The organism is Paenarthrobacter sp. 10L412 (assembly GCF_056395565.1).
Genome location: NZ_JBFTJT010000006.1, coordinates 105499 through 132441 on the forward strand (window position 1 = coordinate 105499; position 26943 = coordinate 132441).

27 protein-coding genes and 1 tRNA gene are annotated in these 26943 nt (G+C 62.5%); 15 read left to right on the forward strand and 13 right to left on the reverse strand.

Annotated elements, in window-relative coordinates:
- Positions 1 to 76: 76 nt before the first annotated feature.
- Both secE and AC1DD7_RS08550 read right to left on the reverse strand, forming a co-directional pair.
- Positions 77 to 358: a preprotein translocase subunit SecE gene (gene secE / locus AC1DD7_RS08545; RefSeq protein ID WP_442004051.1), complete on the reverse strand. Its 282-nt coding sequence runs from the start codon at positions 356 to 358 to the stop codon at positions 77 to 79.
- Between the two features lie 81 nt (positions 359 to 439).
- A tRNA-Trp gene (locus AC1DD7_RS08550) sits at positions 440 to 512 on the reverse strand.
- 256 nt (positions 513 to 768) lie between these two features.
- Here AC1DD7_RS08550 and AC1DD7_RS08555 point away from each other — a divergent pair.
- On the forward strand, positions 769 to 1998 hold the full coding sequence (locus AC1DD7_RS08555) for a pyridoxal phosphate-dependent aminotransferase (protein WP_477514599.1): 1230 nt from the start codon (positions 769 to 771) through the stop codon (positions 1996 to 1998).
- 209 nt (positions 1999 to 2207) lie between these two features.
- Here AC1DD7_RS08555 and AC1DD7_RS08560 read toward each other — a convergent pair whose 3' ends face one another.
- Complete coding sequence (locus AC1DD7_RS08560) at positions 2208 to 2882, reverse strand: LuxR C-terminal-related transcriptional regulator (protein WP_477514600.1); 675 nt, start codon at positions 2880 to 2882, stop codon at positions 2208 to 2210.
- Positions 2879 to 4474 (reverse strand): ATP-binding protein, encoded by a 1596-nt coding sequence (locus AC1DD7_RS08565; protein ID WP_477514601.1) that lies wholly within the window; start codon positions 4472 to 4474, stop codon positions 2879 to 2881. The genes AC1DD7_RS08560 and AC1DD7_RS08565 overlap by 4 nt, the downstream gene beginning before the upstream one ends.
- Positions 4475 to 4599: 125 nt before the next feature.
- On the opposite strand from AC1DD7_RS08565, the gene AC1DD7_RS08570 reads away from it, so the two are divergent.
- The 5 genes from AC1DD7_RS08570 (at position 4600) to AC1DD7_RS08590 (ending at position 8842) form a co-directional block, all read left to right on the forward strand.
- Positions 4600 to 6114, forward strand: coding sequence for a PspC domain-containing protein (locus AC1DD7_RS08570; RefSeq protein ID WP_477514602.1), 1515 nt, complete (start codon positions 4600 to 4602; stop codon positions 6112 to 6114).
- Position 6115: 1 nt separating this feature from the next.
- On the forward strand, positions 6116 to 6508 hold the full coding sequence (locus AC1DD7_RS08575; protein ID WP_477514603.1) for a hypothetical protein: 393 nt from the start codon (positions 6116 to 6118) through the stop codon (positions 6506 to 6508).
- Between the two features lie 73 nt (positions 6509 to 6581).
- On the forward strand, positions 6582 to 6830 hold the full coding sequence (locus AC1DD7_RS08580; RefSeq protein WP_216925069.1) for a PspC domain-containing protein: 249 nt from the start codon (positions 6582 to 6584) through the stop codon (positions 6828 to 6830).
- A gap of 219 nt (positions 6831 to 7049) precedes the next feature.
- Complete coding sequence (locus AC1DD7_RS08585; protein WP_223934019.1) at positions 7050 to 8075, forward strand: ATP-dependent 6-phosphofructokinase; 1026 nt, start codon at positions 7050 to 7052, stop codon at positions 8073 to 8075.
- 17 nt (positions 8076 to 8092) lie between these two features.
- On the forward strand, positions 8093 to 8842 hold the full coding sequence (locus tag AC1DD7_RS08590; RefSeq protein WP_477514604.1) for a GNAT family N-acetyltransferase: 750 nt from the start codon (positions 8093 to 8095) through the stop codon (positions 8840 to 8842).
- A gap of 104 nt (positions 8843 to 8946) precedes the next feature.
- On the opposite strand, the gene AC1DD7_RS08595 is transcribed toward AC1DD7_RS08590, so the two are convergent.
- From AC1DD7_RS08595 to AC1DD7_RS08620, 6 genes are all read right to left on the reverse strand, one after another.
- On the reverse strand, positions 8947 to 10461 hold the full coding sequence (locus tag AC1DD7_RS08595; RefSeq protein WP_477514605.1) for a DHA2 family efflux MFS transporter permease subunit: 1515 nt from the start codon (positions 10459 to 10461) through the stop codon (positions 8947 to 8949).
- 92 nt (positions 10462 to 10553) lie between these two features.
- Entirely contained in the window at positions 10554 to 10988 is a 435-nt protein-coding gene (locus AC1DD7_RS08600) for an ankyrin repeat domain-containing protein (protein ID WP_477514606.1), read from the reverse strand.
- The gene (gene ygfZ, locus AC1DD7_RS08605; RefSeq protein ID WP_477514607.1) at positions 10985 to 12070 is read right to left on the reverse strand and encodes a CAF17-like 4Fe-4S cluster assembly/insertion protein YgfZ; all 1086 of its coding nucleotides are present in this window, start codon (positions 12068 to 12070) and stop codon (positions 10985 to 10987) included. Before ygfZ ends, AC1DD7_RS08600 begins: the two co-directional genes overlap by 4 nt.
- A 57-nt stretch (positions 12071 to 12127) precedes the next feature.
- Positions 12128 to 12850, reverse strand: coding sequence for a flavodoxin family protein (locus AC1DD7_RS08610; protein ID WP_477514608.1), 723 nt, complete (start codon positions 12848 to 12850; stop codon positions 12128 to 12130).
- A 57-nt stretch (positions 12851 to 12907) separates the two neighbouring features.
- Complete coding sequence (locus tag AC1DD7_RS08615; protein WP_431115972.1) at positions 12908 to 13507, reverse strand: nitrobindin family protein; 600 nt, start codon at positions 13505 to 13507, stop codon at positions 12908 to 12910.
- Between the two features lie 167 nt (positions 13508 to 13674).
- Entirely contained in the window at positions 13675 to 14409 is a 735-nt protein-coding gene (locus AC1DD7_RS08620) for a permease (RefSeq protein ID WP_431115973.1), read from the reverse strand.
- A 262-nt stretch (positions 14410 to 14671) separates the two neighbouring features.
- Here AC1DD7_RS08620 and AC1DD7_RS08625 point away from each other — a divergent pair, with 262 nt between their 5' ends.
- The 8 genes from AC1DD7_RS08625 (at position 14672) to asd (ending at position 22930) form a co-directional block, all read left to right on the forward strand.
- Entirely contained in the window at positions 14672 to 15370 is a 699-nt protein-coding gene (locus AC1DD7_RS08625) for a winged helix-turn-helix transcriptional regulator (RefSeq protein WP_216925061.1), read from the forward strand.
- 221 nt (positions 15371 to 15591) lie between these two features.
- Positions 15592 to 16572, forward strand: coding sequence for a mycothiol synthase (gene mshD, locus AC1DD7_RS08630; RefSeq protein WP_477514609.1), 981 nt, complete (start codon positions 15592 to 15594; stop codon positions 16570 to 16572).
- Positions 16573 to 16676: 104 nt separating this feature from the next.
- Positions 16677 to 18926, forward strand: a complete 2250-nt coding sequence (locus tag AC1DD7_RS08635) for an RNA degradosome polyphosphate kinase (RefSeq protein ID WP_431115977.1) — start codon at positions 16677 to 16679, stop codon at positions 18924 to 18926.
- A 9-nt stretch (positions 18927 to 18935) separates the two neighbouring features.
- Positions 18936 to 19904, forward strand: a complete 969-nt coding sequence (locus AC1DD7_RS08640) for an NUDIX hydrolase (protein ID WP_309925749.1) — start codon at positions 18936 to 18938, stop codon at positions 19902 to 19904.
- Between the two features lie 145 nt (positions 19905 to 20049).
- Positions 20050 to 20853 carry a thymidylate synthase gene (locus AC1DD7_RS08645; RefSeq protein WP_477514610.1) on the forward strand — a complete coding sequence of 268 codons (804 nt, stop codon included), beginning with the start codon at positions 20050 to 20052 and terminating at the stop codon, positions 20851 to 20853.
- Positions 20850 to 21449: a dihydrofolate reductase gene (locus AC1DD7_RS08650; RefSeq protein WP_477514611.1), complete on the forward strand. Its 600-nt coding sequence runs from the start codon at positions 20850 to 20852 to the stop codon at positions 21447 to 21449. The genes AC1DD7_RS08645 and AC1DD7_RS08650 overlap by 4 nt, the downstream gene beginning before the upstream one ends.
- A 10-nt stretch (positions 21450 to 21459) precedes the next feature.
- A complete protein-coding gene (locus AC1DD7_RS08655; protein ID WP_216925055.1) occupies positions 21460 to 21681 on the forward strand; it encodes an NF038396 family protein in 222 nt (73 codons plus the stop codon).
- Between the two features lie 106 nt (positions 21682 to 21787).
- Positions 21788 to 22930: an aspartate-semialdehyde dehydrogenase gene (asd, locus tag AC1DD7_RS08660; protein WP_477514612.1), complete on the forward strand. Its 1143-nt coding sequence runs from the start codon at positions 21788 to 21790 to the stop codon at positions 22928 to 22930.
- Between the two features lie 23 nt (positions 22931 to 22953).
- Here the strand turns inward: asd and AC1DD7_RS08665 are convergent, their stop codons facing one another.
- On the reverse strand, positions 22954 to 23958 hold the full coding sequence (locus tag AC1DD7_RS08665) for a DUF559 domain-containing protein (RefSeq protein WP_477514613.1): 1005 nt from the start codon (positions 23956 to 23958) through the stop codon (positions 22954 to 22956).
- A gap of 160 nt (positions 23959 to 24118) precedes the next feature.
- Positions 24119 to 25261 (reverse strand): winged helix DNA-binding domain-containing protein, encoded by a 1143-nt coding sequence (locus AC1DD7_RS08670; RefSeq protein WP_477514614.1) that lies wholly within the window; start codon positions 25259 to 25261, stop codon positions 24119 to 24121.
- Positions 25262 to 25347: 86 nt separating this feature from the next.
- Here AC1DD7_RS08670 and AC1DD7_RS08675 point away from each other — a divergent pair, with 86 nt between their 5' ends.
- Complete coding sequence (locus AC1DD7_RS08675) at positions 25348 to 25827, forward strand: hypothetical protein (protein WP_477514615.1); 480 nt, start codon at positions 25348 to 25350, stop codon at positions 25825 to 25827.
- A gap of 38 nt (positions 25828 to 25865) precedes the next feature.
- On the opposite strand, the gene AC1DD7_RS08680 is transcribed toward AC1DD7_RS08675, so the two are convergent.
- Positions 25866 to 26933, reverse strand: a complete 1068-nt coding sequence (locus tag AC1DD7_RS08680) for a UDP-N-acetylmuramate dehydrogenase (RefSeq protein ID WP_431115990.1) — start codon at positions 26931 to 26933, stop codon at positions 25866 to 25868.
- Positions 26934 to 26943: the final 10 nt, after the last annotated feature.

A 26943-nucleotide genomic window follows, 5' to 3' on the forward strand; every position in this document is an offset into this window, starting at 1 on the left:
AAATGGCTCAATTCCGCAAACTCCACAAAATTCCTGAAGTACCAAGGAATTTCACGCAGTTTGCGGACAGATCCGCTTAGCGGTCCGTAGCGCCTGACCCACCGAAGACCCAACTCACTCCCGTGCCGAAGGCAAGGTCCAGCAGGGTGACGATGAGCATCATGATGGCCACGAACACCAGCACCACAAGCGTGTAATTGATCAGTTCCTTGCGGGTCGGGGCAACGACCTTCTTCAGTTCGCCGATAACCTGGCGGATGAAGAGTGCAATTCGGGCAAAGAAGCCTGCATCGGCTTTCTTGGCAGGACGGCCCTTTGAGCTGCTAGCAGCCGTTTCGGTCACCTGGTCCTCACTCACCTTGCAAAGTCGTTTGACCCGGCTCTGATCAGAGCCATGGTTGCTGCGCTTGCCCCGGCGTTTCCGCCGGAACAGCTTGCGCAGGGCAGACAGGACTCGAACCTGCAACCTGCGGTTTTGGAGACCGCTGCGCTACCAATTGCGCCACTACCCTATGGATCGAATCCATGTTTCAGGCCGCACTTCAGCCTGTGGTGCTTTTCAACACCGGTGAACCAGTCTACGCAAGAACTTCGCGATAGTCGAACCGGACTAATTCCGGGCCTTCCGGCCGCTTATGAATCAATGTGAGCAGCATTATCAGTCACATTGTCCAGCAGGCGCCCGGGAGCTCCGCAGAACAGCATAAGGTAGTTTACGTCGAATCCCATCATCCAGCCCACGAGCTGCCTGCGAAGAACGGTACATAGATGTCTGCCGGAACACCTGCCGCCCGCATTTCACAACGAATCTCCGCTATTGCCGAGTCCGCCACCCTTGCCGTTGACGCCAAGGCCAAGGCACTGAAGGCCGCGGGGCGCCCCGTGATCGGTTTCGGTGCCGGCGAACCCGATTTCCCCACCCCGGATTACATCGTCAAGGCAGCAATTGAGGCTGCTGCCCAGCCGAAGTACCACCGCTACTCCCCCGCCGCCGGACTTCCTGAGCTCAAAAAGGCCATCGCCGATAAGACCCTCCGGGACTCCGGCTACAAAGTGGACCCATCGCAGGTCCTGGTGACCAATGGTGGCAAGCAGGCTGTCTACAACACCTTCGCCACCTTGGTTGATCCGGGCGACGAAGTCATCATCCCCACGCCCTTCTGGACAACGTATCCGGAAGCCATCCGTCTGGCAGGGGGCGTTCCGGTGGAGGTATTCGCCGGACCGGAGCAGGGCTACCTCGTCACCATCGAGCAGTTGGAAGCCGCGCTGACGGACAAGACCAAGATCCTGCTGTTCGTCTCCCCGTCCAACCCCACCGGCGCTGTCTACAGCCCGGAGCAGGTTGCGGAGATCGGAAAGTGGGCCGCTTCCAAGGGCCTGTGGGTGGTCACGGATGAAATCTACGAACACCTGACCTATGACGGCGTGGAGTTCACTTCCATCGCCACCGCCGCACCGGAGCTTGGCGACAAAGTTGTCATCCTCAACGGCGTGGCCAAGACCTACGCCATGACCGGTTGGCGCGTGGGTTGGATGATCGGCCCGGCCGATGTCATCAAGGCCGCAACCAACCTCCAGTCGCACGCAACGTCCAACGTCTCGAACATCATGCAGGTCGCCGCCGCCGCTGCCCTCACGGGTCCGCTGACCGCCGTCGACGAAATGAAGGTCGCCTTCGACCGCCGCCGCAAGGCAATCGTCGCCGGCCTGAACGCGATTGACGGCGTGGAATGCCCGACGCCGACCGGCGCCTTCTACGTGTACGCCGACGTCCGCGGACTGCTGGGTAAGGAATTCGAAACCTCCCACGGACCCGTTCGCCCGAGCACATCGGCAGAACTGGCCACGCTCATCCTGGACGAGGTTGAAGTTGCCATCGTTCCCGGCGAAGCATTCGGTCCGTCCGGCTACGTCCGCCTTTCCTACGCACTCGGGGACGACGACCTCGCCGAGGGTGTCCGCCGGATCCAGGAATTCCTGGGCCGGGCGAAATAGCTCATTACCCGGTAGCGCTTCAAGGTTGCCAGCAGCGCTTCCGCGTTGAATGCTCCCGCACCAATGTTTGGTGCGGGAGCATTTCCGCTTAAGCACCGGGATGTGAGAGAAGATCCGTCTAAAAGCCGGCGGACGTGAGAGAGCATCCGTCTAAAAGCCGGCGGACGTGAGAGAAGATCCGTCCAAAAGCCGGCGGATGTGAGAGAAGGTCAGAGGAGGCGGCGCTCGGCGGCCCATTTGGTGAGTTCGTGGCGGCTGGAGAGCTGCAGCTTCCGGAGCACCGCGGACACATGCGTCTCCACAGTCTTGATGGAAATGAACAGCTCCTTGGCTACTTCCTTATAGCTGTATCCGCGGGCGATGAGTCGCATCACTTCCAGCTCACGCGCCGAGAGGCGGTCCAATTCGTCATCCGCGATGTCCGCCGGTGCCGTACCGAAGGCATCCAACACGAAACCAGCCAGCCGGGGTGAGAAGACCGCGTCGCCGTCTGCCACGCGGATCACGGCATCGGAAATACCGGCACCGGAAATCGTCTTGGTGACGTAGCCACGGGCACCCGCCCGGATCACTGCCACCACGTCCTCGGCTGCGTCTGAGACACTCAGTGCCAGGAAGCTGGTGGTGCCCAACAGCGTGGCAGACCCGGCGATGACCTCGCGCCCTCCGCCGCCAAGGCCGCCGGGAAGGTGGACGTCCAGGAGGACAACCTCAGGTCGGGTTTCCGCAATGACAGCAATGGCTTCCTCAACCGTGCCCGCCTCGCCCACGACGTCCATGCGGTGATCGAGATCCGCCTTCAGCCCGGAACGGAAGATCGTGTGGTCATCGACGATCACCACCCGCACACTACGCGGCTCACCGCTTTGGGAAGTGTTGCTCATAGCCGTGGTTCTCCATTCCGTACTTCGCCGCTGCGAACATCTCCAGTGCGCATGTCGCCGCCATCGGCGTTTGTCGAGGGGAGGGCCAGCCGGACTTCGGTTCCGTCCCTGCTGCTGTTGATGGTTGCCGTGCCTCCGTGACGCTTCATGCGGCCAATGATTGATTCCTTGACGCCCAGCCTGTCATCGGGGACGGATTCAAGGTCAAATCCGGGACCGCGGTCTTTGACGAAGACCTCGGTACTGCCTGCGGCGCTTTCCATGTAGACGGATACTGTTCCGCCGGCATGCCGGGCCGCATTGAGCATGGCCTCCCTTGCCGCCTGGACCAACGCCTCGTGCCTGTCCGTCATATCGGCGTCCCCTACGGTAACCACCTCCACAGCGTGGCCGTGGGCGTCCTCGACCTCGGCGGCTACGGCCTTGATCCGCTCGGCCAGCAGTCCGGCATCCTTGGCGGCATCAGTGAACAGCCAGGACCGAAGTTCACGTTCCTGGGCCCTCGCCAGCCGGATAACGTCCTGCTCCGAGCCTGCCCTACGCTGGATCAGCGCAAGGGTCTGCAACACCGAATCATGCAGGTGGGCTGCGATCTCTGCGCGCTCGGTTTCCCGTACACGCCCCGCCCGTTCAGTCTCGAGGTCCTTCCAAAACTTCAGTCCCCACGGCAGTAGGACCAGTGCAACGCCGCCGAGGACAGCAACGGACGCCAGGAGCGCCAGCCAGGTCTGCTCCCAGGATCCCGATCCGGACACCATGACCAGGACCCCGGCCACCACCAACGCAAGGCCAGCAGCCAGGCGGACCCAGCCACCAGCCTGGTCGGCCTTGGTTTTGTCCACCAAACCGGCCCTGCGGGTCTCGTCGAGTTGCATCCACGCGATCGCCGCACCACCCAGGATCGCAGCTGCCGGAATCAGCGTTCCCAAGGGAACATCGACGCCGAACTGGCGCGCGATCAAGATCACAGCGACCAGAAGCAGGCCGGCTCCAAGCAGGATTTCCTTGCCGTACTGGATTCGCCGAAAATTGAACCGGGAGACCTGTAACGCGGGGCTTCCGGATTCGGCCCAACCGCCGGCAGGCGCCGCCGTGCTGCCGGAAGTCGTCCGGCCAGCCGGTGGGCTACCAAGCGGTGGGCCACCAGGCGGTGGGCTACCAAGCAGTGGGCCACCAGGCGGTGGGCTACCAAGCAGTGGGCTACCAAACGGTGGACCAAAGGCACCTGCGCCATCGACCCGAGGGTTTCCACTCACCGCTGGAGAGCCGAGCACCGCCGGTGCGGGTCCGGCGTCGGGCGCTTTTGGCGCATGCGGCACGGCAATGACGTCAGGCGGAAGGCTGACTGCAGGAGCAATAGGGGACGCCGGCCGGCGGGCATTGCGGCGCGCGCTTTCATCAGCTGTGGGAACCATGGTCCACAGCCAGGCGTAGAAGGCCAGTCCCGCTCCCCCGGCGAAGCAGGCAAGGATCATACCCAGCCGGACGTACTTCACGGGCCAGCCCAAATGGTCGGCCAGTCCGCTGCAGACGCCGGCGATCATGCGGTCGCTGCTGCGGACCAGCGGCGGGCGTTGTACAGCGGTTGTCATGTACCAATCCAAACACGGATCAGGGTTGCCCGGACCTGAAACCGGCGTTCTTCGGGGGTCCCTCAGGGATCATTCAGGGTATCCCCCAGTAGAGGGCAGGGTACCCGGGACGGCAGGATCGAAGTATGAACGCGAACAGCATGAACCCAGAGGGATCCGGAACGCCTGGCAACGCCGGCACACCCGATCCCGGCGCCAACGCTGGCGCCTCCGCCGGCGCCCCGGGGGAACCGTCCCCCCAGGCCTATCCGTCCTCCGAGACGAGTCCCGCTGCACCCCATACTGCACCCCAGCAGAACTTCTTCGACTGGATCCGCAGCCAGGGCGTCCGCCGCGGGCCGGACCGCTGGATTGGTGGCGTCTCCAGCGGAGTGGCGCACCGGTTCGGCATTGACCCCCTGATTGTTCGGGGGATCTTCATCGTCCTGGCACTCTTTGCCGGCATTGGCGTCCTCCTCTACGGCCTGGCCTGGGCTTTGCTGCCTGAACCTGACGGCCGCATCCACGTTCAGGAAGCAGCAGCGGGGCGTTGGTCAGGCGGCATGACAGGCGCGTTGATCACCACGATCATCGGTTTGCCCGGCTTGGGCCGTGGGTTCTGGGGCTGGGGCTCGAACGGCCTTCCCGGCCTGTTGTGGACGCTCTTCTGGGTGGGCGGCGTCATCTACCTCATCTACTACCTGGTGCAACGCAACAAGGGACCGAAGGGCGCGCGCCCCATGAACCAGCAGAACTTTGCTGCCACTTCCTACGGAACGGCCACTGCCTACGGAGCCCCCACGGCATACGGAACGCCAACAGCCACCGGGACAAACACGGCTGCCGGCACCAACAGCGGTGTTCCGGTGTACGGCCAAGGCCAGCCAGGCACCAAGTCGCAGGGCCATGGGGCTGGCCCCTACGAGCCGTCGGGCCCGCGACCGCCCTTCGGGCCCACTCCTCCCCAGGGCGGCCAGCCTTTCAGCGGCCAACCGGGCAATGGTGAGCCCAAGCCGCCGCGCGCCAGGCGCAGGGGTCCCGGGCCAGCGATAGTTGCGGTCACCGCGGGTGTGGCACTGCTGGTTGGGGGCACCTTGAAAGCGTTGGACGCCGGCAACATCATCGAGCTCGGCAACGCAGCCAACGCCGTTGTGTGGGCAACGGGCGCAGCGGTACTGGGTTTGGGCATCCTCTTCGCAGGCTTGCGGGGACGGACCGCCGGTTTCCTCGGTTTCCTCGCAGTAGTGGCCTTGATCATCGGTGGAATCTTCAACGTTGTCCCAAGGAATGGTGATCGCTTCACTTTCCATGACGTGAACTGGGCACCGCTAAGTATCGAGCAGGCCCGTCAGGGCGTCGACGTCACCGGCGGCAAGGGAACAGTGAACCTGGACGACCTGGACCTGACACCTCCGCTGACCACCGAAATCGTGGTCCCCGTCGACGCCACCTTCAGCAACGTCACCGTCATCATCCCGAACGACGTACCAGTGGAGGTCAGGGCCGATATGACCTTCGGCAACCTCAATGAGCACGGCTCGGACCGCGGCGGCCGCCTCCAGGACGAGCGAACGGTCTACAACGCCGAAAAGCCCGGAGCCAACCTCGTGGTGGAGATCGATGGCACATTCAGCAACGTGACCATCCAGGAAGGAAACTGACATGAGCACGAACGAGCCAAGCAACGCACGCGAAGCAGCGGAAAACAGCAGTGATGCCAAGAATCCAGTGGACACCACTCCGCTGACCAAGGAGCCGGCACCCTCACCGCGGCTCCAGCCAATACCGCTCACGCCACCGCTTGAGCCCAACTATCGGGTGGAACGGACCATCGACGACGACGAACCGCAACAGGCGCGGATCGGCACCGTGGTGTGGGGATTGATTGTGATTGCCCTGGCCGCTTTGTTGGTCATCTCCACCCTTGGTTGGGTGGTGCTGGACGGCACGTACGTGCTGATCGGCCTCATGATCGGTGCAGGCGCAGCCTTGGTCATCGGAGGACTCCTCGCCGCCCGCAAGAGTGCCGGTAAACCAAAGAGCCCTGCCAAGTAACTGCCTGCACCAGTTACACCAATGAGGCAGGTACTAACGTGACAAAGCAACCACAACAAGGAAGTCTGTAGCCATGGACAAGTTCTTCAGCATCGTCAGGGGCTTCGGCCTGAAGCGTGGACCCCAGCGCTGGTTGGGCGGCGTCTGTGGCGGGATCGCTGCGAAGCTCAGGGTGGACGTGGCATATGTTCGCGTCGCTTTCCTGCTCTTCTGCCTCTTGCCCGGGCCGGCTGCGGTGTTCTACATCCTCGCTTGGCTCATCCTGCCGGACCAGAAGAACAGGATCGCGCTGGAGTCCTTCATCAGCCAGCGTTCCCGTTAAGCGCACGACTAAGCGCACGACGATCGACAACCTCGACGTCAGCGACACAAAGCGCCCCGCCGCTGCGGGGCGCTTTCGTTGTTTTCAGAGAGATTTCCAATACCGCACGGCCGGGGTCGAAAGTAACCATTTGTGTCCCACCCCACATCCACGTCTACAATCGTTGGGAGCTCAGCGTGGCGCTCTACACGTATTCCTCCAAGCCATGAGTGAGCAAACATGAAAATTGGCATTCTTACCAGCGGTGGCGACTGCCCCGGACTCAACGCAGTAATCCGGGGAGCGGTCCTGAAGGGGATCGCAATCCACGGCCAGGAGTTCGTGGGTTTCAAGGACGGCTGGCGCGGCGTTGTGGAAGGTGATGTCATCGACATCCCCCGCACCTTGGTCCGCGGTATCGCCAAGCAGGGCGGCACTATCCTGGGCACCTCACGCACCAACCCGTTTGAAAATGGTGGTGGCCCGGACGTCATCAAGGCCCACATGGAACGCCTGGGCATTGACGCCATCATCGCCATTGGTGGTGAAGGCACACTGGCAGCGGCAAAGCGGCTCACCGATGCCGGACTGAAAATTGTTGGTGTTCCCAAGACCGTGGACAACGACCTCGACGCAACGGACTACACCTTCGGCTTCGATACAGCGGTTGAAATCGCCACCGAAGCAATCGACCGCCTCCGCACCACAGGTGAATCCCACCACCGCTGCATGATCGCCGAGGTCATGGGCCGCCACGTAGGCTGGATCGCCCTCCACGCCGGAATGGCCGCTGGTGCACACGCCATCCTCATCCCGGAACAGACGGTCAGCATCGAGCAGATCACCGAATGGGTCCAGGAAGCCCACGACCGCGGCCGCGCGCCCTTGGTAGTGGTAGCTGAAGGCTTCGTTCCGGACCACATGGAATCCCCCCACTCCGAACGCGGACTGGACACTTTTGGCCGGCCCCGCTTGGGTGGCATCGCAGACCAGCTCGCCCCGGAAATCGAAGCACGCACAGGCATCGAGACCCGCGCCACCATTCTTGGCCACATCCAGCGTGGCGGCGTACCAACCGCCTACGACCGCGTCCTGGCCACCCGACTGGGTATGGCAGCCATCGATTCGGTGGTGGAGGGCCGTTGGGGCACCATGGTGGCGCTGAAGGGGACGGACATCTCCCACGTTGGTTTTGAAGAAGCACTGGGTAAGCTCAAGACCGTTCCCCAGCACCGCTACGACGAAGCGTCGGTGCTGTTCGGCTAGTCGGCTAGGCTGAATCCATGACTCTTGAGCCCACGTCCGCTGCCATTATCCAGCTGGCGTGGGCTCGCCATTTGGGGTTCGACGACGACGCTTTCGCCGCCGCTGCTGCCCGGGTCACCACTTCAGCGGTGGACCCAAGCGACCCCTCAAACCGCCTCGCCCGCCTCGATGAATCGGCGCGGGCGGTTGTTTTCCTGCGCCTTTTTGGTGTCTCAGCGCTGGTGGGACCCCAATGGGTTCTCGACGCAGCCGCTGGAATTCCAGATGCCGAACTTGCCCAGCATGTCACGCTGTTGACCCTTACGCGGTCGCACGGTGGACATGGCCTTGGGTCCTCAGCCTTGTTCTTCGCCGACGACCTCCCGCTCAATCAACCCTCGGAGGACCTCACGGTCTCACGGGGCAATCCAGAAGCGATCACGCTGGAAGGGCTGTGCCCTCCGGATGACGTCAACGAAGTGGGCCTGCAAGCCCTCGAGCACCGCTTCACCATCATGCATCCCGAAGAAGAGCAGCCCACTCCCGTGGCATGCGGCGCCTACTCCGAGTGGGAGGGAATCCTGGCCAACATGGGCGTCCTGGTAGCTCCACCCTGGCGTCGACGGGGCCTGGGAACGCTCGCTGCATCGATTGCTGCCCACGAGGCCCTGGCCGCTGGACTGACACTCCAATGGAAGGCCGATGTCAGCAACAGCAGCGCCCTCGCGATGGCGCGTAGCTTGGGATTCGCCACTGGCGGACTCCATGCGAGCGTGCTGCTCGGCTGACAAGAACCGAACCGGCCCAGCTTTGGTCTTGGCTGGCGCTGGTCCTGCCCCTATGTCCGGGTCAGGACCAGCCAAAAGTGGGCTGGTCCCCGCCGTTTGCCACCCTACTTCCGGGCGGTTTCCTGTGGAGCCTTAGTTGCAGCTGCACCGCCCCACCCTTCAACGGACTTCGGCTTGGCAAAGAACACGGCCACCACGGCCCCGACGAGAATCGCACAGGCGGGCAGCACGATCGACTGGCTCATCGCCGTCGAGAATCCTGCATGGAGGGCCTCTGGGAGGGCACCGTTCATGGATGCTTCGTTCGCCGGAGCTCCCGCTGGCGCCGCGGGCAACTCGGCCGCAAGCCGGGCCTGGATCAGGGCGGCAATGGCCGCCGATCCAAGGACTGCCCCAATCTGGCGGGTGGTATTGAACACGCCCGAACCGGCGCCGGCTTGGCGTGGCTCGAGGTTGCGTGTGGTCGCATTGGATACCGGCCCCCAAATGAAGCCATTGGCAACGCCCTGCAGGGCACTGGGAAGCAGGAACATCCAAATGGGAGTATCCGGCCGCAGAAGTGAAGCTGTCCAGAAGAGCGCTCCTGCGAGGCAAACCAGGCCGAAGGATGCGAACCAGCGCGGGTTGGCACGGTCGATCAGCTTACCCACCACCGGCGCCAGGCCGCCGGAGATCACTGCCATGGGAATCATGAGCAACGCTGATTGGGTGGGGGTCAAACCCCGCACAACTTGGTAGTAGAAGATGGTGGGCAGCGGGAACGCCGTCACGGTGAAGCCGACCACCATGATGGTGGTGTTGCCCAGCGAGAAATTGCGGTCCTTGAACAAAGCGAGCGGCAGCAGCGGTTCCCCGCCGCGCCGGCCCAGTAGCCACTGCCAGAGAACAAAGAGAACCAGGACCACGAGCCCTGCGATGATCAAGCCCCACACGGTAACGGCACCGGTGACCGTTCCCCACTTGTAGGTTTGGCCTTCCTGGAGGCCGAAGACCAAAAGAAACATGCCGACGGCGGAGAGCACCACGCCCGCGACGTCGAATGAATGGCTGTGCGTAGTCAGCTTCGGGACGAAACGCGTGACCATGACAAAGGCGACAATTCCAATCGGGACGTTGACGAAGAAGATCCACTCCCATCCCAGTCCGTCCACCAGGACCCCGCCCAGAATGGGACCCACGAGAACAGCCATGCCGGCCGTCGCTCCCCAAAGTCCCATGGCGGCACCCCGGCGGTCCGGAGGAAAAATACGCGTGATGACAGCCATGGTCTGGGGCGTCATCATGGCCGCGCCGAGTCCTTGGACCGCGCGGGCGGCGATCAGCATGGTGATATCTCCGGACAGGCCGCACCACAGCGAAGCCAGCGTGAAGACCACCAGGCCGATCAAGTACAGATTCTTCGGCCCGAAACGGTCCCCCAACCTGCCGGTGATGAGGAGGGGTACTGCATACGCCAGGAGGTAGGCGCTGGTAACCCAGATGACGGCATTAATATCCGTGTTGAGGCCCTCCATGATCCGCGGATTCGCGACCGACACGATGGTGGTGTCGATAAGGATCATGAAGAAGCCTATGACCAGTGACCACAGCGCGGGCCACGGCTTAGCTACGTTTTCCAAGGGATTCCTTCGGCTGATATGAAAGTTCTCTGATTCCGCACTCAGCAGTGCGGTTGTCGTAGCTGCCGGGCTTTCCTGGAGCCCCTCGCGCCTTAGCCGAGAAGCGCCAATATTTCGGCCCTGGCAAACATCTTGGCCGCTTCGCGCGCGGTGGGAGTTCCGGCGTCGGGGTCTGCTCCTGCGTCCAGCAACGCCCGGGCGACGCCCGTGTATCCCTTGAACACCGCCCCGGCAAGAGGCGTCTGACCACGGTCATTGGGGGTGTTCACGTCCGCGCCGTGGTGCAGAATCAACTGCACGGTTTCCTCGTGCCCGTGGTAGGCAGCAAGCATCAGGAGGGAATCACCGGAAGCGTTGGTGAGCGTAGCCGGGGCACCGGCGTTCAGGTAGCTCCGAAGCATCTCGGTGTTGCCTTCGCGGGCGGCATCGAAGAGCGCATGGGCCAAGGCAACTGCTTCGTCGTCGGCGCCCACATCGGCGGTGGCAGAGTCGGCTTCGGGTCCAGTGCTGTGACTTGGTTGGCTCATCGGTGGGGTCCCTTCAGGAATCCGGTTTGGCGCCCGACGACCTGGCCGGCGTCGGGGGCGACGATCACTTCCTGGGCTGCGATATAAGGCTCCTCGCCGTCCATGACTGTCAAGGTTTCATCCGCCGGAACGGAGCGCTTGATGACAGCCAAAGCCACAGGGCCCATCTCGAAGTGCTGCGCCACAGATGTCAGAGTACCCACCTTGCGCTCCCCCGCAAATACAACACTGCCAACCGCCGGAAGCGTGTGTTGCGAGCCGTCCAGCTGCAGGAAAACGAGGCGCCGCGGAGGATGGCCGAGATTGTGAACGCGTGCGATGGTCTCCTGGCCCTTGTAGCAGCCCTTGCTCAGGTGAACGGAAGTACGAATGAGGTCCAGCTCATGCGGAATGGTCCTATCATCGGTCTCCGCACCGAGACGTGGCCGCCACGCGGCAATCCGCAGGGCGTCGGCCGCCATGGCACCAGCCAAGGGCAAGCCATCGACCACGGATTCCAAGTCTGCCGCCGGGACGAGGTATTCGAACCATGGGCGTTCGAGCCCAGGGTGCGACTCCTCCGGGACAGTGCTGTAGGAATAGCCGCCAGGGCCTACATGCGGCCACGGATCTTCCCAAACCAAGTAACCGCCGAGCTTCTCCACAGGCTTCGTGGAACCAAGGACAGCCCATTCCCCGGCAACATCCGTGATCTCCACGCGCAGCATGAACTTCATCTTGTTCAACCACTCGGCCAACGGCGCCGCTTCTGCGGCCTCGACGATCATCCAGGTGGTTTCACCGTCGTCAATAACCCGCGCATCGAACTCGATGCGGCCTTGGACACTGAGCAGCAACAGTTCGCTGCCAACCCGCGGCTGGAGGTTGGTCACCTGCTGGGAAGAAAGCGTGTTGAGCCAGCTGAGGCGGTCCGGTCCGGACACCGTCACCACGCCCCGGTGCGAAAGATCAACGACGGCGGTTCCGGTTGCCAGGGCGCGTTGCTCCCGCAGCGGCTCGCCGTAGTGGGCCGCGACGCCGGCATCCAGGCCAGTGTCTTCGACAGCGCCAGGGCGCGACAACAGGGGGCTCTTGTAAGTCATATGTAGTAGAAGTCCTTGCGGCTCAGTGGTATTCCGGAACTCGGAGGTATTCCGGAATCAGCGGTATTCCGGGTTCTCGAAATCGAATCGTGTACCGGCTTTCCATTCCTGGGGAAGGTTGCCGTAGGCAGGGATGCCACCTGCATCCCTGAGGAGGCGGGCCATGTGCATCAGGTTCCAGGACATGAACGTGGTGTTCCTGTTAGTAAAATCACTCTCCGGACCACCAGACCCTTCGTCCAGGTAGCTGGGCCCTGGGCCGACGGGGCCGATCCACCCGGCGTCAGCCTGCGGAGGGATAGTGAAGCCTATGTGTTGGAGGCTGTACAGCACGTTCATGGAACAGTGCTTGATGCCGTCTTCATTGCCGGTGATGAGGCATCCACCCACTTTCGGGTAGAACGCCCACTGGCCCTTGTCAGTCAATTCGCCGGAGTGGGCGTACAGACGCTCAATGAGCTTCTTCGTCTGGGAAGAGTTATCGCCCAGCCAGATGGGACCTGCCACCACCACGATGTCGGCCTCAGCGACCAGCGGATAGATCTCCGGCCATTCATCGCTTTTCCAGCCGTGCTCCCGCATGTCCGGATAGACGCCGCTGGCGATATCGTGGTCCACAGTCCGGATGAGGCGGGTACTGACGCCCTGCTTTTCCATGATGTCGCGGCTGATGCGGATCAACCCATCGGTGTTGCTGCGCTGCGGCGAAGGTTTCAAGGTGCCGTTGAAGAACACCGCTTTGAGTCCCTCGTAGCCTCCCGGCTTGAGGTGGTTATTCACTAGCTGCTCCTTTTGCTGGTTGCGTGTGGAACGTTCAGTGAGACCTCGTGCCGGGCGTCAGGAAACCCTGTGAAGGAACGCCGAAGCGTGGGGTTCCAATGCCTTGCCGTTGGCGGCAACATCCCAGCGCCAGAGGAGATTGCCATCCACCAGGCCAAAGATCCGTGTTGCGGCGGTGTACTCCTTGGAGTGGCTCCCGCGCATCACCATATCCGTGGTGAGCTGGATCTGCGGCCCCTTGATCTGGCCGTAGTAGAGCTCGGTAATTCCCCCGGGGTGGGCAATTGACACGGAGATATCGAAGCCGCCTTCTTTGTTGCGGCGTTCTTCAACCTCATCGGCGGTCTTGAGCACTGGAACGATGTCCGCCGGGATAAGCCCGGGACCACCGTCGCCTTCCTGGAGCTTGCGCTCCAAGGCCCAGAACCCGGTTTCAACGGTCAACGGGCGCAACTTTGCGCCGTCGTCGTCGCTGATCCATGTCTCGGCCCTGTACTGCAGGTACGGCAAACCGTTATGGGTGAAGGAAACGTGCTGGACGAAATGCTCCGAATCCTCATCACCACTGCCAAGCCGGCCGCGGCCTTCCCACTCACCAATGAGCCAGGAAAGCGGGACGAGTTCAGGCGTCAGGTCTGTTGGAATCTCAATAGGCACAACGACTACCTCTTTTGGACTGCAGGATCAGAAGGCTTTACTTCTGGCCCTTGAAAAGGCGGTAAACAACGAAACCCGCAAACCACGCCATGGCGATGCTCGCCAGGCCAAGGAGAACGAGGAAGAAGATTTCAAATGCGAGTACAGACATGATGCAATCCTAACCGTTAGTAGATGAGTAGTTTGTCTATGAAGTAGGCCAAGGCTCCAACAGCCCAAACCGGTGCCACACCCATTCCCACTGCGGCGGGAATATTGAGCCGCCCGCGCCTGAGAGTGGTCATGCGCCGGAAGCAAACGAGGACCGACCCGACCACGACGCCCACCAAGGCAGCAGGCAGGACGGCGATATCGGAAAAAACAAGTCCGGCCAAGGGGCCCATGAGGCCGGCCATGACGATGCCAAGGGGAGCCACAATCCGGTCCGGCCATCGAATGACGCCTACCAGGAGTGCCACCGCCGCACTCAGCCCGGCAACCAGCACCATTTCCTTGACGCCGTTGAACCGGGCGCCGGCAATCCAGCCTGCACCGAGGCAATTCAACAGGACGCCGGCACAACAGCCGAGCGTGGATTCCAGGCGCTGTGCCTGTCCAGTTCCCCGCACGAGCTGGATGATGAACACCGCCATGACCCCCAAAGCAATGAAGGCAGGCGTACCATCCAGGAATCCAGGAGCCGGCATGTAAGCTGCCGTCACTGCCGACCCTGCACCGGCCAAGGCAATGACGGAGGCCAGGGTTTTCTTGGCCGGGACCGCAAGGAAATGCGGCCAACCAAGCCCCACAGCCGCGGACGCCACAATGCCAACGCCCACCATGGCTTCCCGGGAAACGAAGGTGCTGGCCACGATGGCTGCGAGCGCCACGAGTCCGAATACCCCGATGCTCCAAGACTTCACTGTGTGCCCGACCTCAATTCGATGCGCCTTACGACCTCCCGACAATCCTGCCTTATGGCGGGCGAATATGTCGTAATTCCGGTGGCAGCCCGTCACGAATCCCTGACTGGCGGGGCTCGGGTGGGTATACTCGGACTTCAACGGCGCACACTGTTTGCCTTGATCCCGTTACAACGGGCAAAGGCTTGCCAGCTGCCGTGACCGGCCGGTGAAACTCCGGTTTCGACGCCCGATGATGCGCGTACAGCCCATTGGAGGAACTATGTCGCACATCCTGCTCCTGACGAACAGCACCGGCTCTTCGGTGGACATTCTGCCTGCCCTTGAGCTGCTCAACCACCGTGTCCACATCCTCCCGGCAGAACCGACCGCGCTGCTCGAAACCGATCCCACGGACATCGTCTTCCTGGATGCCCGCAAGGACTTGGTGGGGGCACGCTCTCTGACGCAACTGCTGAAGGCCACCGGACTCAGCGCCCCGCTCATGCTGATTCTTACCGAGGGCGGCATGGCAGCCGTTTCCTCTGCATGGTCAGTGGATGACATCGTGCTGGACTCTGCAGGCCCTGCTGAGGTCGAGGCCAGAATCCGCCTGGCCATGGCCCGGGCTGTACCAGGCGAAGAGGAAACCCAGACGGAGATCCGCGCTGCCGGCGTCGTGATCGATGAAGCGAGCTATACCGCCCGGGTCAGCGGCCAACCCCTGAACCTGACGTTCAAGGAATTCGAACTCCTCAAGTACCTCGCCCAGCACCCCGGACGCGTGTTTACCCGCCAGCAGCTGCTGACCGAAGTCTGGGGCTACGACTACTACGGTGGCACCCGAACTGTAGACGTGCACATTCGGCGCCTCCGCGCCAAGCTCGGTGTTGACCACGAGAATCTCATCAGCACGGTCCGCAACGTCGGGTATCGCCTGACGTTGGTCAGGCTCCCGGATGACGAACTCTCGGAAGCGTAAACTGCCCCTCGACTGTACAGACGAAAAAGAAGAGGCCAGGATTCACATGAATCCTGGCCTCTTCCACTTTCCGTGGAGGACATACGGGTCGAACGTATCGAGGCCACCCCACTGGTGGATCCCCCCTGTGTTGGCTAAAAGCCGAACGAGATAACGAGCCTACAGCCGTTTCAGGGGGACTTCAAATTACAGTGCTTGCCCCGGACGTATAGCCTTGCATCATGAGTCACGCGCACCCCGAGAACTGGCCAGTACTGCTCGTCACCGGCGCCCTTGATCCCGAACTCCTCAAGGACTTCAGGACCCTCGCAGCGGCCGCCGAGGAATCCGACGGCAACCCTCCCCTGTCCGAACAGACACTGGTCATGTTGCGTGGCGTCGATGCCGGCGATCACTCCGTCCTGTCGCTTGCCCTTTACGCCCCGGACGAGGACTCAGATCCGGCGACTGGAGAAGATCTGGCGGGAATCGCCGTCGTCGTTGAAGCACCCGGCCCATCAGGAACAACGGGGGTGCTCGAACTGGCTGTCCACCCCACCTATCGAAACCAAGGCGTAGCGGGCCGCCTGCTGGAGGCGCTGGAAGGCAAACGCGGTTTTGACGGCCTGAGCGCCTGGTCCCATGGCAATCACGAGGCCGCGGCGGAGCTGGCCACCCGTTTTGGCTACGGTCCCGTGCGGGAACTATGGAAAATGCGGCTGATGACCTCCACATCCGCACTGCCCGACGTCGGCCTTCCGGGCGGGGTCTCACTGCGCGCCTTCGTGCCGGGACAGGACGAGGATGCCTGGCTGGCGGCCAACCGCGCGGCCTTCTCGCATCATCCCGAGCAGGGTTCGATGACGCGGGCCGATCTCGAGGCCCGCAAGGCCGAAGATTGGTTTGATCCCGCCGGCTTCCTCCTGGCCGTCAATGATGCAGGCGAACTGCTGGGGTTCCACTGGACCAAGGTTCACCCACGGCAGGGACCCCATCCCGCGATCGGCGAGGTTTACGTGGTGGGTGTCACGCCCGAGGCGCAGGGCATGGGCTTGGGCAAGGCGCTCACTGTGGCCGGAATCAGGTATCTGCAGGACAAGGACCTGCACGCCGTCATGCTTTACGTCGACGCCGACAACCGGGCCGCCGTATCCCTATACCAGAAGCTTGGCTTTATCCGCTGGGACACCGATGTGATGTATGGACCTTTAACCAAGAATTAACCTCAGCATCCCGCTGCAAGGAAAGCCCGGGACTTCTTGGATTCGGGCACTGGAATTGCTTGTAATGTGGGAGGAAACCCAGTCCTGAGCTTAGGAGAACCCCCATGCAGCCGGACCCCGTCGGCACCGCCGGATCCACTTCGAAGGGCGCCACACTGCCCCCACGCTTCGGATCATCGGAAGTGCCGGCTTCACGAGCCACCCAGGACCGCATTGATATCCCGGAATTTGCGCCGAGCCTGGAACCCGAAGGTGACATCTCGCCTGACCGTTTCCTGGACCGTGAGCTCAGCTGGCTGGCATTCAACTCACGCGTTTTGGAGCTTGCAGAGGATCCGGATCTCTTCCTCCTGGAACGCGTGAATTTCCTGTCGATCTTTGCCTCCAACCTCGACGAGTTCTTCATGGTCCGCGTCGCCGGTTTGAAACGGCGCATCGCCACCGGACTTGCTGTTCCCTCCCCTGCAGGCTTGAGCCCCATCGAGGTGCTGGAGCAGATCGGTGAGGAGGCGCACAAGCTTCAGGAACGCCACGCACGTGTCTTCGCCGAACAGATCCGTCCTGCCCTGGCCTACGAGCACATCCACATCATGCACTGGAATGAATTGGATGAAGATGCCCGTCACCGGATCAGCATCATGTTCCAGGAGAAGGTCTTCCCGATCCTGACGCCGCTGGCCGTGGATCCCGCCCACCCCTTCCCCTACATTTCCGGCCTCTCGTTGAACCTTGCGGTGATTGTCAGCAACCCCATCAGCGACAAGGAACTCTTCGCCCGCGTGAAGGTTCCGGATCAGCTGCCCCGCCTGATCTCTGTGGACGGCCCTCGTGCAGGTGCCATTCCTGGCCGTGTCGCCCGCTTCATCGCCTTGGAAGAAGTCATCGCAGTTCACCTGGACAAGCTCTTCCCCGGCATGGAGGTCCTTGAGCATCACACCTTCCGCGTCACCCGCAACGAGGACCTCGAGGTAGAAGAAGACGACGCCGAGAACCTCCTGCAAGCCTTGGAGAAGGAACTCCTTCGCCGCCGCTTCGGTCCTCCTGTGCGCCTGGAAGTCACCACGGACATCAACCCGAACATCAAGGCCCTGCTTATCCGGGAACTCGGCGTTGAAGAGTCCGAGGTTTACTCCGTACCCGCGCCCTTGGACCTCCGTGGACTCTCTGCGATCAGCGCCATTGACCGCCCCGACCTCCACTACCCCAAGCATGTTCCGCACACGTCCCGGTATCTCAACGAATCCGAAACGTCCAAGGCGGCCAACGTGTTCGCCGCCATGCGCCGCCGGGACATCCTGCTACACCACCCGTACGACTCGTTCTCCACCTCGGTTCAGGCATTCCTGGAACAGGCAGCCGCGGACCCCAAGGTCCAGGCCATTAAACAGACCCTGTACAGGACGTCCGGTGACTCCCCGATCGTTGACGCCTTGATCGATGCGGCAGAGGCAGGCAAGCAGGTCCTTGCCCTGGTGGAGATCAAGGCCCGCTTTGACGAGCAGGCAAACATCTCCTGGGCCCGGAAGCTGGAACAGGCTGGCGTGCACGTTGTGTACGGCATTGTGGGCCTGAAGACCCACTGCAAGTTGTCCCTGGTGGTTAGGCAGGAAGTGGACGGCCTGCGCCGCTATTGCCACATTGGTACCGGCAACTACCACCCGCGAACCGCCCGCTACTATGAGGACCTGGGCTTGCTCACGGCGAACGAGCAAGTGGGTGAGGACCTGTCCAAGCTGTTCAACCAGCTTTCCGGATACGCCCCGAAATCGACGTTCAAGCGGCTGCTTGTGGCGCCGCGTTCCGTGCGTGCAGGCTTGATCGAAAGGATCGAAGCGGAGATCCGCAACGCCCGCGCCGGCGTTCCTGCCCGTGTTCAGATCAAAGTCAACTCCATGGTGGACGAAGCCATCATCGACGCCCTCTACCGCGCCTCACAGGCCGGCGTGAGGGTGGACGTGGTGGTCCGTGGCATCTGCTCCCTCCGGCCGGGTGTACCGGGCCTGAGCGAAAACATCACGGTCCGCTCCATCCTCGGCCGGTTCCTGGAACACTCCCGGGTCTTTGCTTTTGCCAACGGTGGGGATCCCGTGGTGTACATCGGATCCGCAGACATGATGCACCGCAACCTGGACCGGCGTGTTGAGGCACTCGTCCAGTTGGCCAGCAAGGAAGACACCGCGACGGTCGTGGACCTCATGAACCGTTACGTGGACGACGGAACTGCGAGTTGGCACCTGGATAACCAAGGTCACTGGACCAGGTATCACCTTGACGAGGACGGAAAGCCCCTGCTGGACATGCAGTCCTGGCTTCTTGCCTCCCGGTCACGCCAGCGTGCTGCGGCCCGGCGGTAAGGGAACGAGTTGAAAAGCGATACCCCCGTGGCGGATCAGACGGACCACCCCGGTGAACGGGTGGCCGTCGTTGCGGCCGGCGCCATTCCTTGGCGGGTTCAGAAGGGCGCCCTTGAGGTGCTCCTGATCCACAGGCCACGCTACGACGATTGGTCTTGGCCCAAAGGAAAGCTCGACGACGGCGAAACGGTTCCGCAGTGTGCCGTCCGTGAAGTGCATGAAGAGATCGGCCTTAACAGTTCGCTCGGCGTGCCGTTGCCACCGATTCATTACCACGTCAGTGCTGGCCTGAAAGTGGTGCACTACTGGGCCATGCGGGTCAACGGCGAACAGCTTCGACCCGACGGCAAGGAAGTGGACAGCGTCATGTGGTGCAGCCCGGACAGGGCTGCATCCTTCCTCAGCAACCCCACGGATGTGGAGCCCCTCGAGTACCTCGAGAAGGCCCACATCCGGGGCGAACTCGATACGTGGCCGCTCGTACTGATCCGCCATGCAAAGGCAAAGCCGAGGTCCTCATGGACCAAGGCTGAAGGGGAACGTCCGCTGGCCGCCACCGGACAACGCCAGGCCGCGGCCGTCCAGCGCCTGTTGGAAGTGTGGAAGCCGCAACGCATAGTTACCAGCCCGTGGACCCGTTGCGTAGCAACCATTGCCCCCTACGCCAAGGCAAGCGGAGCGAAGGTGAAGCTGGTTGAAGCCCTCACCGAGCACAACCACAACCGGTCACCCAAGAAAACGGCCGCCACGGTGGAGGCCCTGTTCGATAAACAGGTGCCAATCGCTGTTTGCACCCATCGCCCGGCGTTGCCCACCGTGCTGAACCAACTTGGCCAGCACATGTCGGCGGCTTTGCGGGGCTTGCTGCCCACGTCCGATCCGTTCCTTTCTCCGGGCGAGGTCATCGTCTGCCAGGTGGCCCGTGGCTCTGAGCGGAAGATTGTGTCCGTGGAACAGGTCAAGCCTTTCGACGACTAACCACGCCGAAGCCTGGCGGCAGATCTCGGGATCGCCGCCGGTACCGTCGCGCGCGCCTATAAGGAGCTTGGGCAGTCGGCGTCGGTGATGAGACACTCATCGATCTACTGAGGGCCCGCATGGTCGAAACCAGTAAGCTGGACTCGTGAGCATCCCCACCCCGTATGAAGACCTCCTGCGCGACGTCATGGCCAACGGCACGCACAAGTCGGACCGCACCGGAACCGGAACGCGAAGCGTCTTCGGCCGCCAGCTGCGCTTCGACCTCAGCGAAAGCTTCCCGCTCATCACCACCAAGCGGGTCCACTTCAAATCAGTGGCAGTGGAGCTCCTGTGGTTCCTTCGCGGTGATTCGAACGTGAAGTGGATGCAGGACCAAGGCGTTTCCATCTGGGACGAGTGGGCGGATGCCGACGGCGAACTCGGCCCCGTGTACGGCGTACAGTGGCGCAGCTGGCCCACCCCCGACGGCGGGCACATCGACCAAATCTCCGAGCTTATGGCCAACCTGGCTGCCAACCCGGATTCCCGGCGACACATCGTGTCCGCGTGGAACGTCGCCGAGCTCAAGGACATGGCGCTGCCGCCCTGCCACGCGTTCTTCCAGTTCTATGTAGCCGATGGCAAGTTGTCCTGCCAGCTGTACCAGCGCTCTGCGGACACCTTCCTGGGAGTCCCCTTCAACATCGCCTCCTACGCATTGCTGACGTGCATGGTCGCCCAACAGTTGGGCCTTGAGCCCGGCGAGTTTGTCTGGACAGGCGGCGACGTCCATATTTACGACAACCACGTGGAGCAGGTCACCGAGCAGCTCACCCGTGAACCGTACGAGTATCCGCAGCTGAAAATCCTGCGCAGGCCCGAGTCGATCTTCGACTACACCCTGGACGACTTCGAGGTTGTGGGCTATCGGCACCACCCCACCATCAAGGCGCCGATCGCCGTATGAGCACTCCTCCATCCGACAGTCATTCCCAGCTTCCGGGCGTCATCTTCACCCAGGAAACCGCGGCCAAAATGACCGGCATCGGCATGATCTGGGCCCAGACCAAATCCGGCGTGATTGGCAAGGACGGCTCCATGCCGTGGCGTCTCCCCGAGGACCTCAAGCACTTCAGCCAACTGACCACGGGGCACCCCGTCATCATGGGCCGCAAGACCTGGGAATCGTTCCCGGACAAGTACCGGCCTCTGCCCGGGCGCACCAACATTGTGGTGACCCGCAACCCGGAGTGGGCTTCCACGCCTGAGGCCGAGGGCGCCGTCGTGGTTTCCTCGGTGGACGCAGCCCTGCTGGAATCCCAATTCGCCCCCGGCGGCCAGAAGGTATGGATCATCGGCGGCGGCCAGATTTTTGAACAGTCGATGGGAATTGCCAACGTTGCCGTCGTCACCATCATCGACGCCGACCTCGACGGCGATACTTTCGCGCCTGAACTCGGCGACGACTGGACCTCTGATACTGCCGCGCCGGCCGAGGGCTGGCTGACGGCCAAGAACGGCACACAATACCGGTTCACGACGTGGCGCCGGACGGAAAGCTAGGAACGCCTGCATGCTGAAGAAACCCGAAACATTGTTCGTGCTGGGATACATGCTGCTGCCGCTTTTCGCGCTGATCTCAGCCATTGTTGGACTGACCATGATTCTTGGCGGCAACCGCATCGTCGGCATCATCGTCTTGATCGTGGTCACGCAGGTCTTCACGTTCGGAGCATTCTTTGCCTTGCGCAAGCGCAAAGCCGTCCTTCTGCAGGGGCCCGACGCCGGGAGCTAGCCACAGCGGTCGGCCTGCGGTGAGCTACGGCGGGTGCCGGCGTCGTGCATTGCGTGCGTGACGTAACCAACAGCGGCACTTTGCTGCAAAAGTTTAGACTGGGTAAATGACTACAGCAGCTAATCCGTCCGTAGGACTGGTCGGTTGGCGTGGCATGGTCGGCTCCGTCCTGATGCAGCGCATGCTGGACGAGAACGACTTCGCCAACATCAACCCGGTATTTTTCTCCACCTCGAACGCAGGAGGTGCCGCCCCTTCCTTTGCTGACGGGGCTGGCAAGCTCGAGGACGCGTTCGATATTGAGACGCTTGCCAAGCTGCCAATTATTGTTACCGCCCAGGGCGGTGACTACACCAAGCAGGTTCACGGCGAACTCCGCAACCGCGGCTGGGATGGCCTCTGGATCGATGCTGCCTCCACCCTGCGCATGAACGATGACTCGATCATCGTGCTGGACCCCATCAACCGCGACGTCATCGACGCCGGCCTGTCCGGCGGCGTGAAGGACTACATCGGCGGCAACTGTACGGTTTCCTGCATGCTCATGGGCCTTGGCGGACTGTTCAAGAACAACCTGGTCGAATGGGGCACCTCCATGACGTACCAGGCTGCCTCCGGTGGCGGCGCCCGCCACATGCGCGAGCTCCTGAACCAGTTCGGAACCCTCAACAACGAGGTAAGCAGCGAACTGCAGGATCCGGCCTCAGCCATCCTGGAGATCGACCACAAGGTCCTCGCCGCTCAGCGCACTGGCGTTGACGCCACCCAGTTTGGCGTTCCGCTGGCCGGTTCACTCATTCCCTGGATCGATGCCGACCTCGGCAACGGCCAGTCCAAGGAAGAGTGGAAGGCTGGAGTGGAGACCAACAAGATCCTCGGAACGGGCAAGGGCACCGCGGGCAAGGACCACATTGCCATGGACGGCCTGTGCATCCGCATCGGCGCCATGCGCTCCCACTCCCAGGCCCTCACGCTCAAGCTGCGCGAAGACCTGTCCGTCACGGAGATCGAGAACCTCCTGGCCAAGGACAACGAGTGGGCCAAGGTTGTTCCGAACACCAAGGAAGCCTCCATGGCGGACCTGACTCCTGTGGCTGCCTCCGGCACTCTGGACATTCCCGTTGGCCGCATCCGCAAGCTCGAAATGGGCCCGGAGTACATCAGCGCTTTCACCGTGGGCGACCAGCTGCTTTGGGGTGCAGCTGAGCCGCTGCGCCGCATGCTGAACATCGTGACGGGCAAGATCTAAGCCCTGTCCGCGCTTTTTCGTCGTCAACCCGCTGTTCCGTTGCTGCCCAGCAACGGAACAGCGGGTTTTCTACGTTCTACCCGTGCTATGTCCAACGCCTCCTTGAGTTTCCGGTCCACGTCCCAAGGCCGGCTGAGATCGTCCCATTCGATGCGGACCACTTTCCACCCCTGGGCCACGAGTGCTTTCTCCCGCCTGCGCTCGTCGAAAACCACTTCCTCCGTGGCTGCGTACTCGAAATACTTGGCACGGCCATCAAACTCCAGGATCACCTTCTGCTGCTCCCAGCCGAAGTCTCCGCGATAGTTGCCCAACGGCGTTGCGACATCCAACTGCAACACGGCGCCCACTATCCCCAATTTATCCAGAAGCACCCTCGTGCGGGTTTCCCCCACGGATTCGGACCTTGCATCCATAAACTCCAGGACACGGCGCAGGCGGCGGGTGCCACGGGTGATCCTGCCGTTGTCCAGATAATCCTGCATCTTCCGGGGATCTCCGCCGAGCCGAAGAGCATGGTCGGCAATGACGACCGCCCGCTCAAAGTCCAACGTCCGTGCACAGTCCACCACCGTGCGCTCAAGACTCGTGGTCTGCGCAGGCCTCTGCCATGGCGTCTGCACCTGAACAATCTCGTCGGGGACCAGACATCCCGCATGGGCTGCGACGTCGCTTCCTGAACTTGCCTTGGCCGGTGAGAAGGGCGTCGTCACGTGTACCAGCGGCCCGCCTTCCCACTCGTGGCAACCGTGGAGGCGGGCGGCGCTTACGTGGCTGTAGATACTTCCACCCAGAGTGCTGCAGTGGTGGGCCTGGATCCGCAGCAGGTCCTGTTCCCAGGGTTTGCTTCGACACCATTGATCCATGCGCACGTACGCACCCCGCCTAAGCCTGAGGAGCCTTCGATTCCGCACACCGGCCGTGAGGACGCGGTCACCAAGGCCGCCGCCAACAAGCTCGGGAGTCGAGGCCACTGGGGATTCCGGCCAGTGTGCAGTGATCAGGGCATCGAGTTTTCGTAGTTGCATGGGACTATCGTGGCCAACGTCGGCGCGAGCTGGCAGGGCGGGGGAAGCGTATGTGGACAACTTCGTTGGGGAGCCGCTTATTCGTTGTTGGCCAACAACTTAACAGCGGGTTGGCAACGGGCTAGGACGGTGTCGGGACGGGCTGCGGCAGGGCCGGGCCTCAGCCCGCCATGAACTTCAGGTAAGCCCGCCCCTGCGCCTGGAACGAACGCTCCGCAGCCGGCCTCAGCTGCCCTTCGAACGGCTCAGGAACAACGTCGGGCGCCTTGCCATTGCCGGTCCTGGCCCACGTGCCCACCACTTCTCCCCCGGCCACGATGATTCGCTTGAACACTCCGTTCTTGCCCGGCACCACCAATTCAGCATGCTCGGGCGCGAGGACGAGGCTCCGGTCCTGGTAACCGAGCAGGAATTCATCGAAGCCAGGAAGAGCCAGCAAAGCGCGCGAGCCGGGGACGCCGTCGTCGAGCAGTGCTGCTGTTTCAGGCGAAAGCCAATAGCTGGTACCGGCGAACGGCAGCTCCACCAACCGGTCCTGAACCGAGGCGAGGGCCTTGCGCGCTTCCGTGAGGGGCACTTGGCTCCACCAGGCGAAGTCCTTCACCGTCGCGGGTCCGTGGCTGCGGATGTAACGGAAGAGGAGCTCAGCGATGCCTTCCTCGCGATCAAGGTCCCTGGAATCCTTGATCCACTCGTCGAAGGGCACAAACAACTGTTGGACGCCCACCTTGCCGCGTGAACCAGCCATGGGTCCTTGCACGAGCCAGGCACGCTGGCACAGGCTCCCAAGCAGATGGATGCCACGCTGGGCCTTGGTGATCTGGCCTGCTTGCTCGAAGGCGTCAAAGAGCTGCTCGCGCGTGGCCCCTCGTCCGCCGTCGGCCGTCTTGAGGGACTCCAGCGTCTTGAGTGCGATGTCCCGGCAATGGCTGATGTCCTCGGCGGTGATGCCTAGCTCCCGATGCCGCCCTGCCACCAGGTTCATGAGCCGCGGACTGGTGATGCGCAAGATCCAGCGGAGATCCTCCGGTGCCAGCAGATGCAGTGTTCCCCGCATTGGCCATGACCGGACTATGGTTCCGGCATCAAGGGCCGCGCGGACGTCGGACGCGGCAGATCCGGGGACACGCTGCCCCACGGCCCACAGCGCGGATCCGAGGTCCTGCGCCTGCATGGCTGTCATCCAGCGAACCGCATCCGGCACCGAGGCAAGACCACCACCGAGGAGTCCCTGGCTGGCGAGCCGCAGGCGGCCAATGACTCGTGGGGTTACAGCGACTGAACGCGCGTGGGGTGCAGGCATGCTTCATCCTAGAAGCGCTCCGCCGTTACAGGGAACCTTGCAGCACCTCCCAGCCGCCTTCCAGCACAGTTTCCTAGGATGGGTGCATGCTCTTTGGTGATCTTGCTCCGCTTGTGCGGCCGCTCAGCCGATGGTTGGCGGCGGCTGGCTGGTGCTGCACCGTCGTCGGGCTTGGAACGGGACTCGTTGTGGCCGTTGGTACCGGAGTCAGCCTCACGCCTTCCATGCAAGTCATCCAGATGGCGGGTCTGGTGGCGACTGCCACTGCCGCCCTGCTCATCGGTACCGCAGCCGCCATCCAACCTGTCGCCGACCCCGGGGACGACGCCCCGGAACCTTGGTTCTACCCCGCGGCCGCAGCCCAAGTACGCAGCTTCCTGCTGGGTGCCATCGTGATGCTCCTGGGTCTGGTGGGCTTCGCCATGGCTGGGCTCTTCATGCCTAGCGGCCCTTCACCCCAAAGTATTGCCTTCAGCCAGATCTTCTTGCTGGGGTCGGTGAGTTGCGGGCTGACCTTCCTGCTGCTCAACAAGGTCCTGCCCATCGCGGCACGACGTACACCCTAGGCCCGCCGCGGCCTGGTGTGCCTGGGCGCGATTCTGCGCTAGAGGGAAACGCCAATCAGCAACGGTTCGGGGTGCAGCTCAATGCCGAAGCGATTCACGACGCCGGCACGCACCTCGCGCGCGATAGCCACCATGTCCGACGCCGAGGCCGAGCCGCGGTTGGTGATCGCCAAGGTGTGCTTGGTGGACAAGGATGCCCTGCCACCGGAAACACTGGTTTCATCGAGTCCGAAACCCTTGCCGAATCCCGCGTGATCGATGAGCCAGGCAGCCGAAAGTTTTACCAAGCCGTCCTCACCTGCCGGGTACTTGGGCGCGTTCTCCGGCAACCCTGCGGCGCGTTCGGCCGGGATGATCGGGTTGGTGAAGAACGAGCCGGTGGAGTAAGTGTCCCGGTCTGCGGCGTCCAAGACCATGCCTTTGGACGCGCGGAGCCGGAGGACTTCCCGGCGGACATCGTTGGAGTACGCACGTTTGCCGGCTTCCACGCCCAGCACGCGGGCGAGTTCACCGTACCGGATGGGGGCACTCATTCGTCCCAGCGGCAATTGGAACTCAACAGTCAGCACCACGTAGCGCGGGGAACCTTCAACCGTTGTCTGCTTCAGGATGGAATCCCGGTAACCAAACTTGAGTTCTGAATTGGTGAATGTCTGAACTGCATTGCGTTGCCGGTCCCACGTCCGCACGGCGGCTATGGTTTGCGAGACGTCCGCACCATACGCGCCGACGTTCTGCACGGGCGTGGCACCGGTGGCTCCCGGGATGCCGGACAGAGCCTCAAGGCCGGACCAAGCATGCAGGACCGAGTGCTCCACCAGTGCGTCCCAATTATGGCCGGCCTGAACCACCACGGACACGCCGCCACAGCTGTCTTCCGAGTTCACGGTGAAACCCTCGGACGCAATCCTCAGGACCGTGCCGGGGTACCCGTCGTCCGAGATCAAGAGGTTGGAACCGCCACCGATGATGAGGAGTTTCTCGCCCGCAGCGTCAGCCGACCGCACGGCGTCGATGATTTCAGCCTCGGTGCGGGCCTCTACATATTTTCCTGCGGGGCCGCCGACGGCAGCCGTGGTCAGGTCGGAAAGCAGCGTCTGGGTCACCAATCAAGCC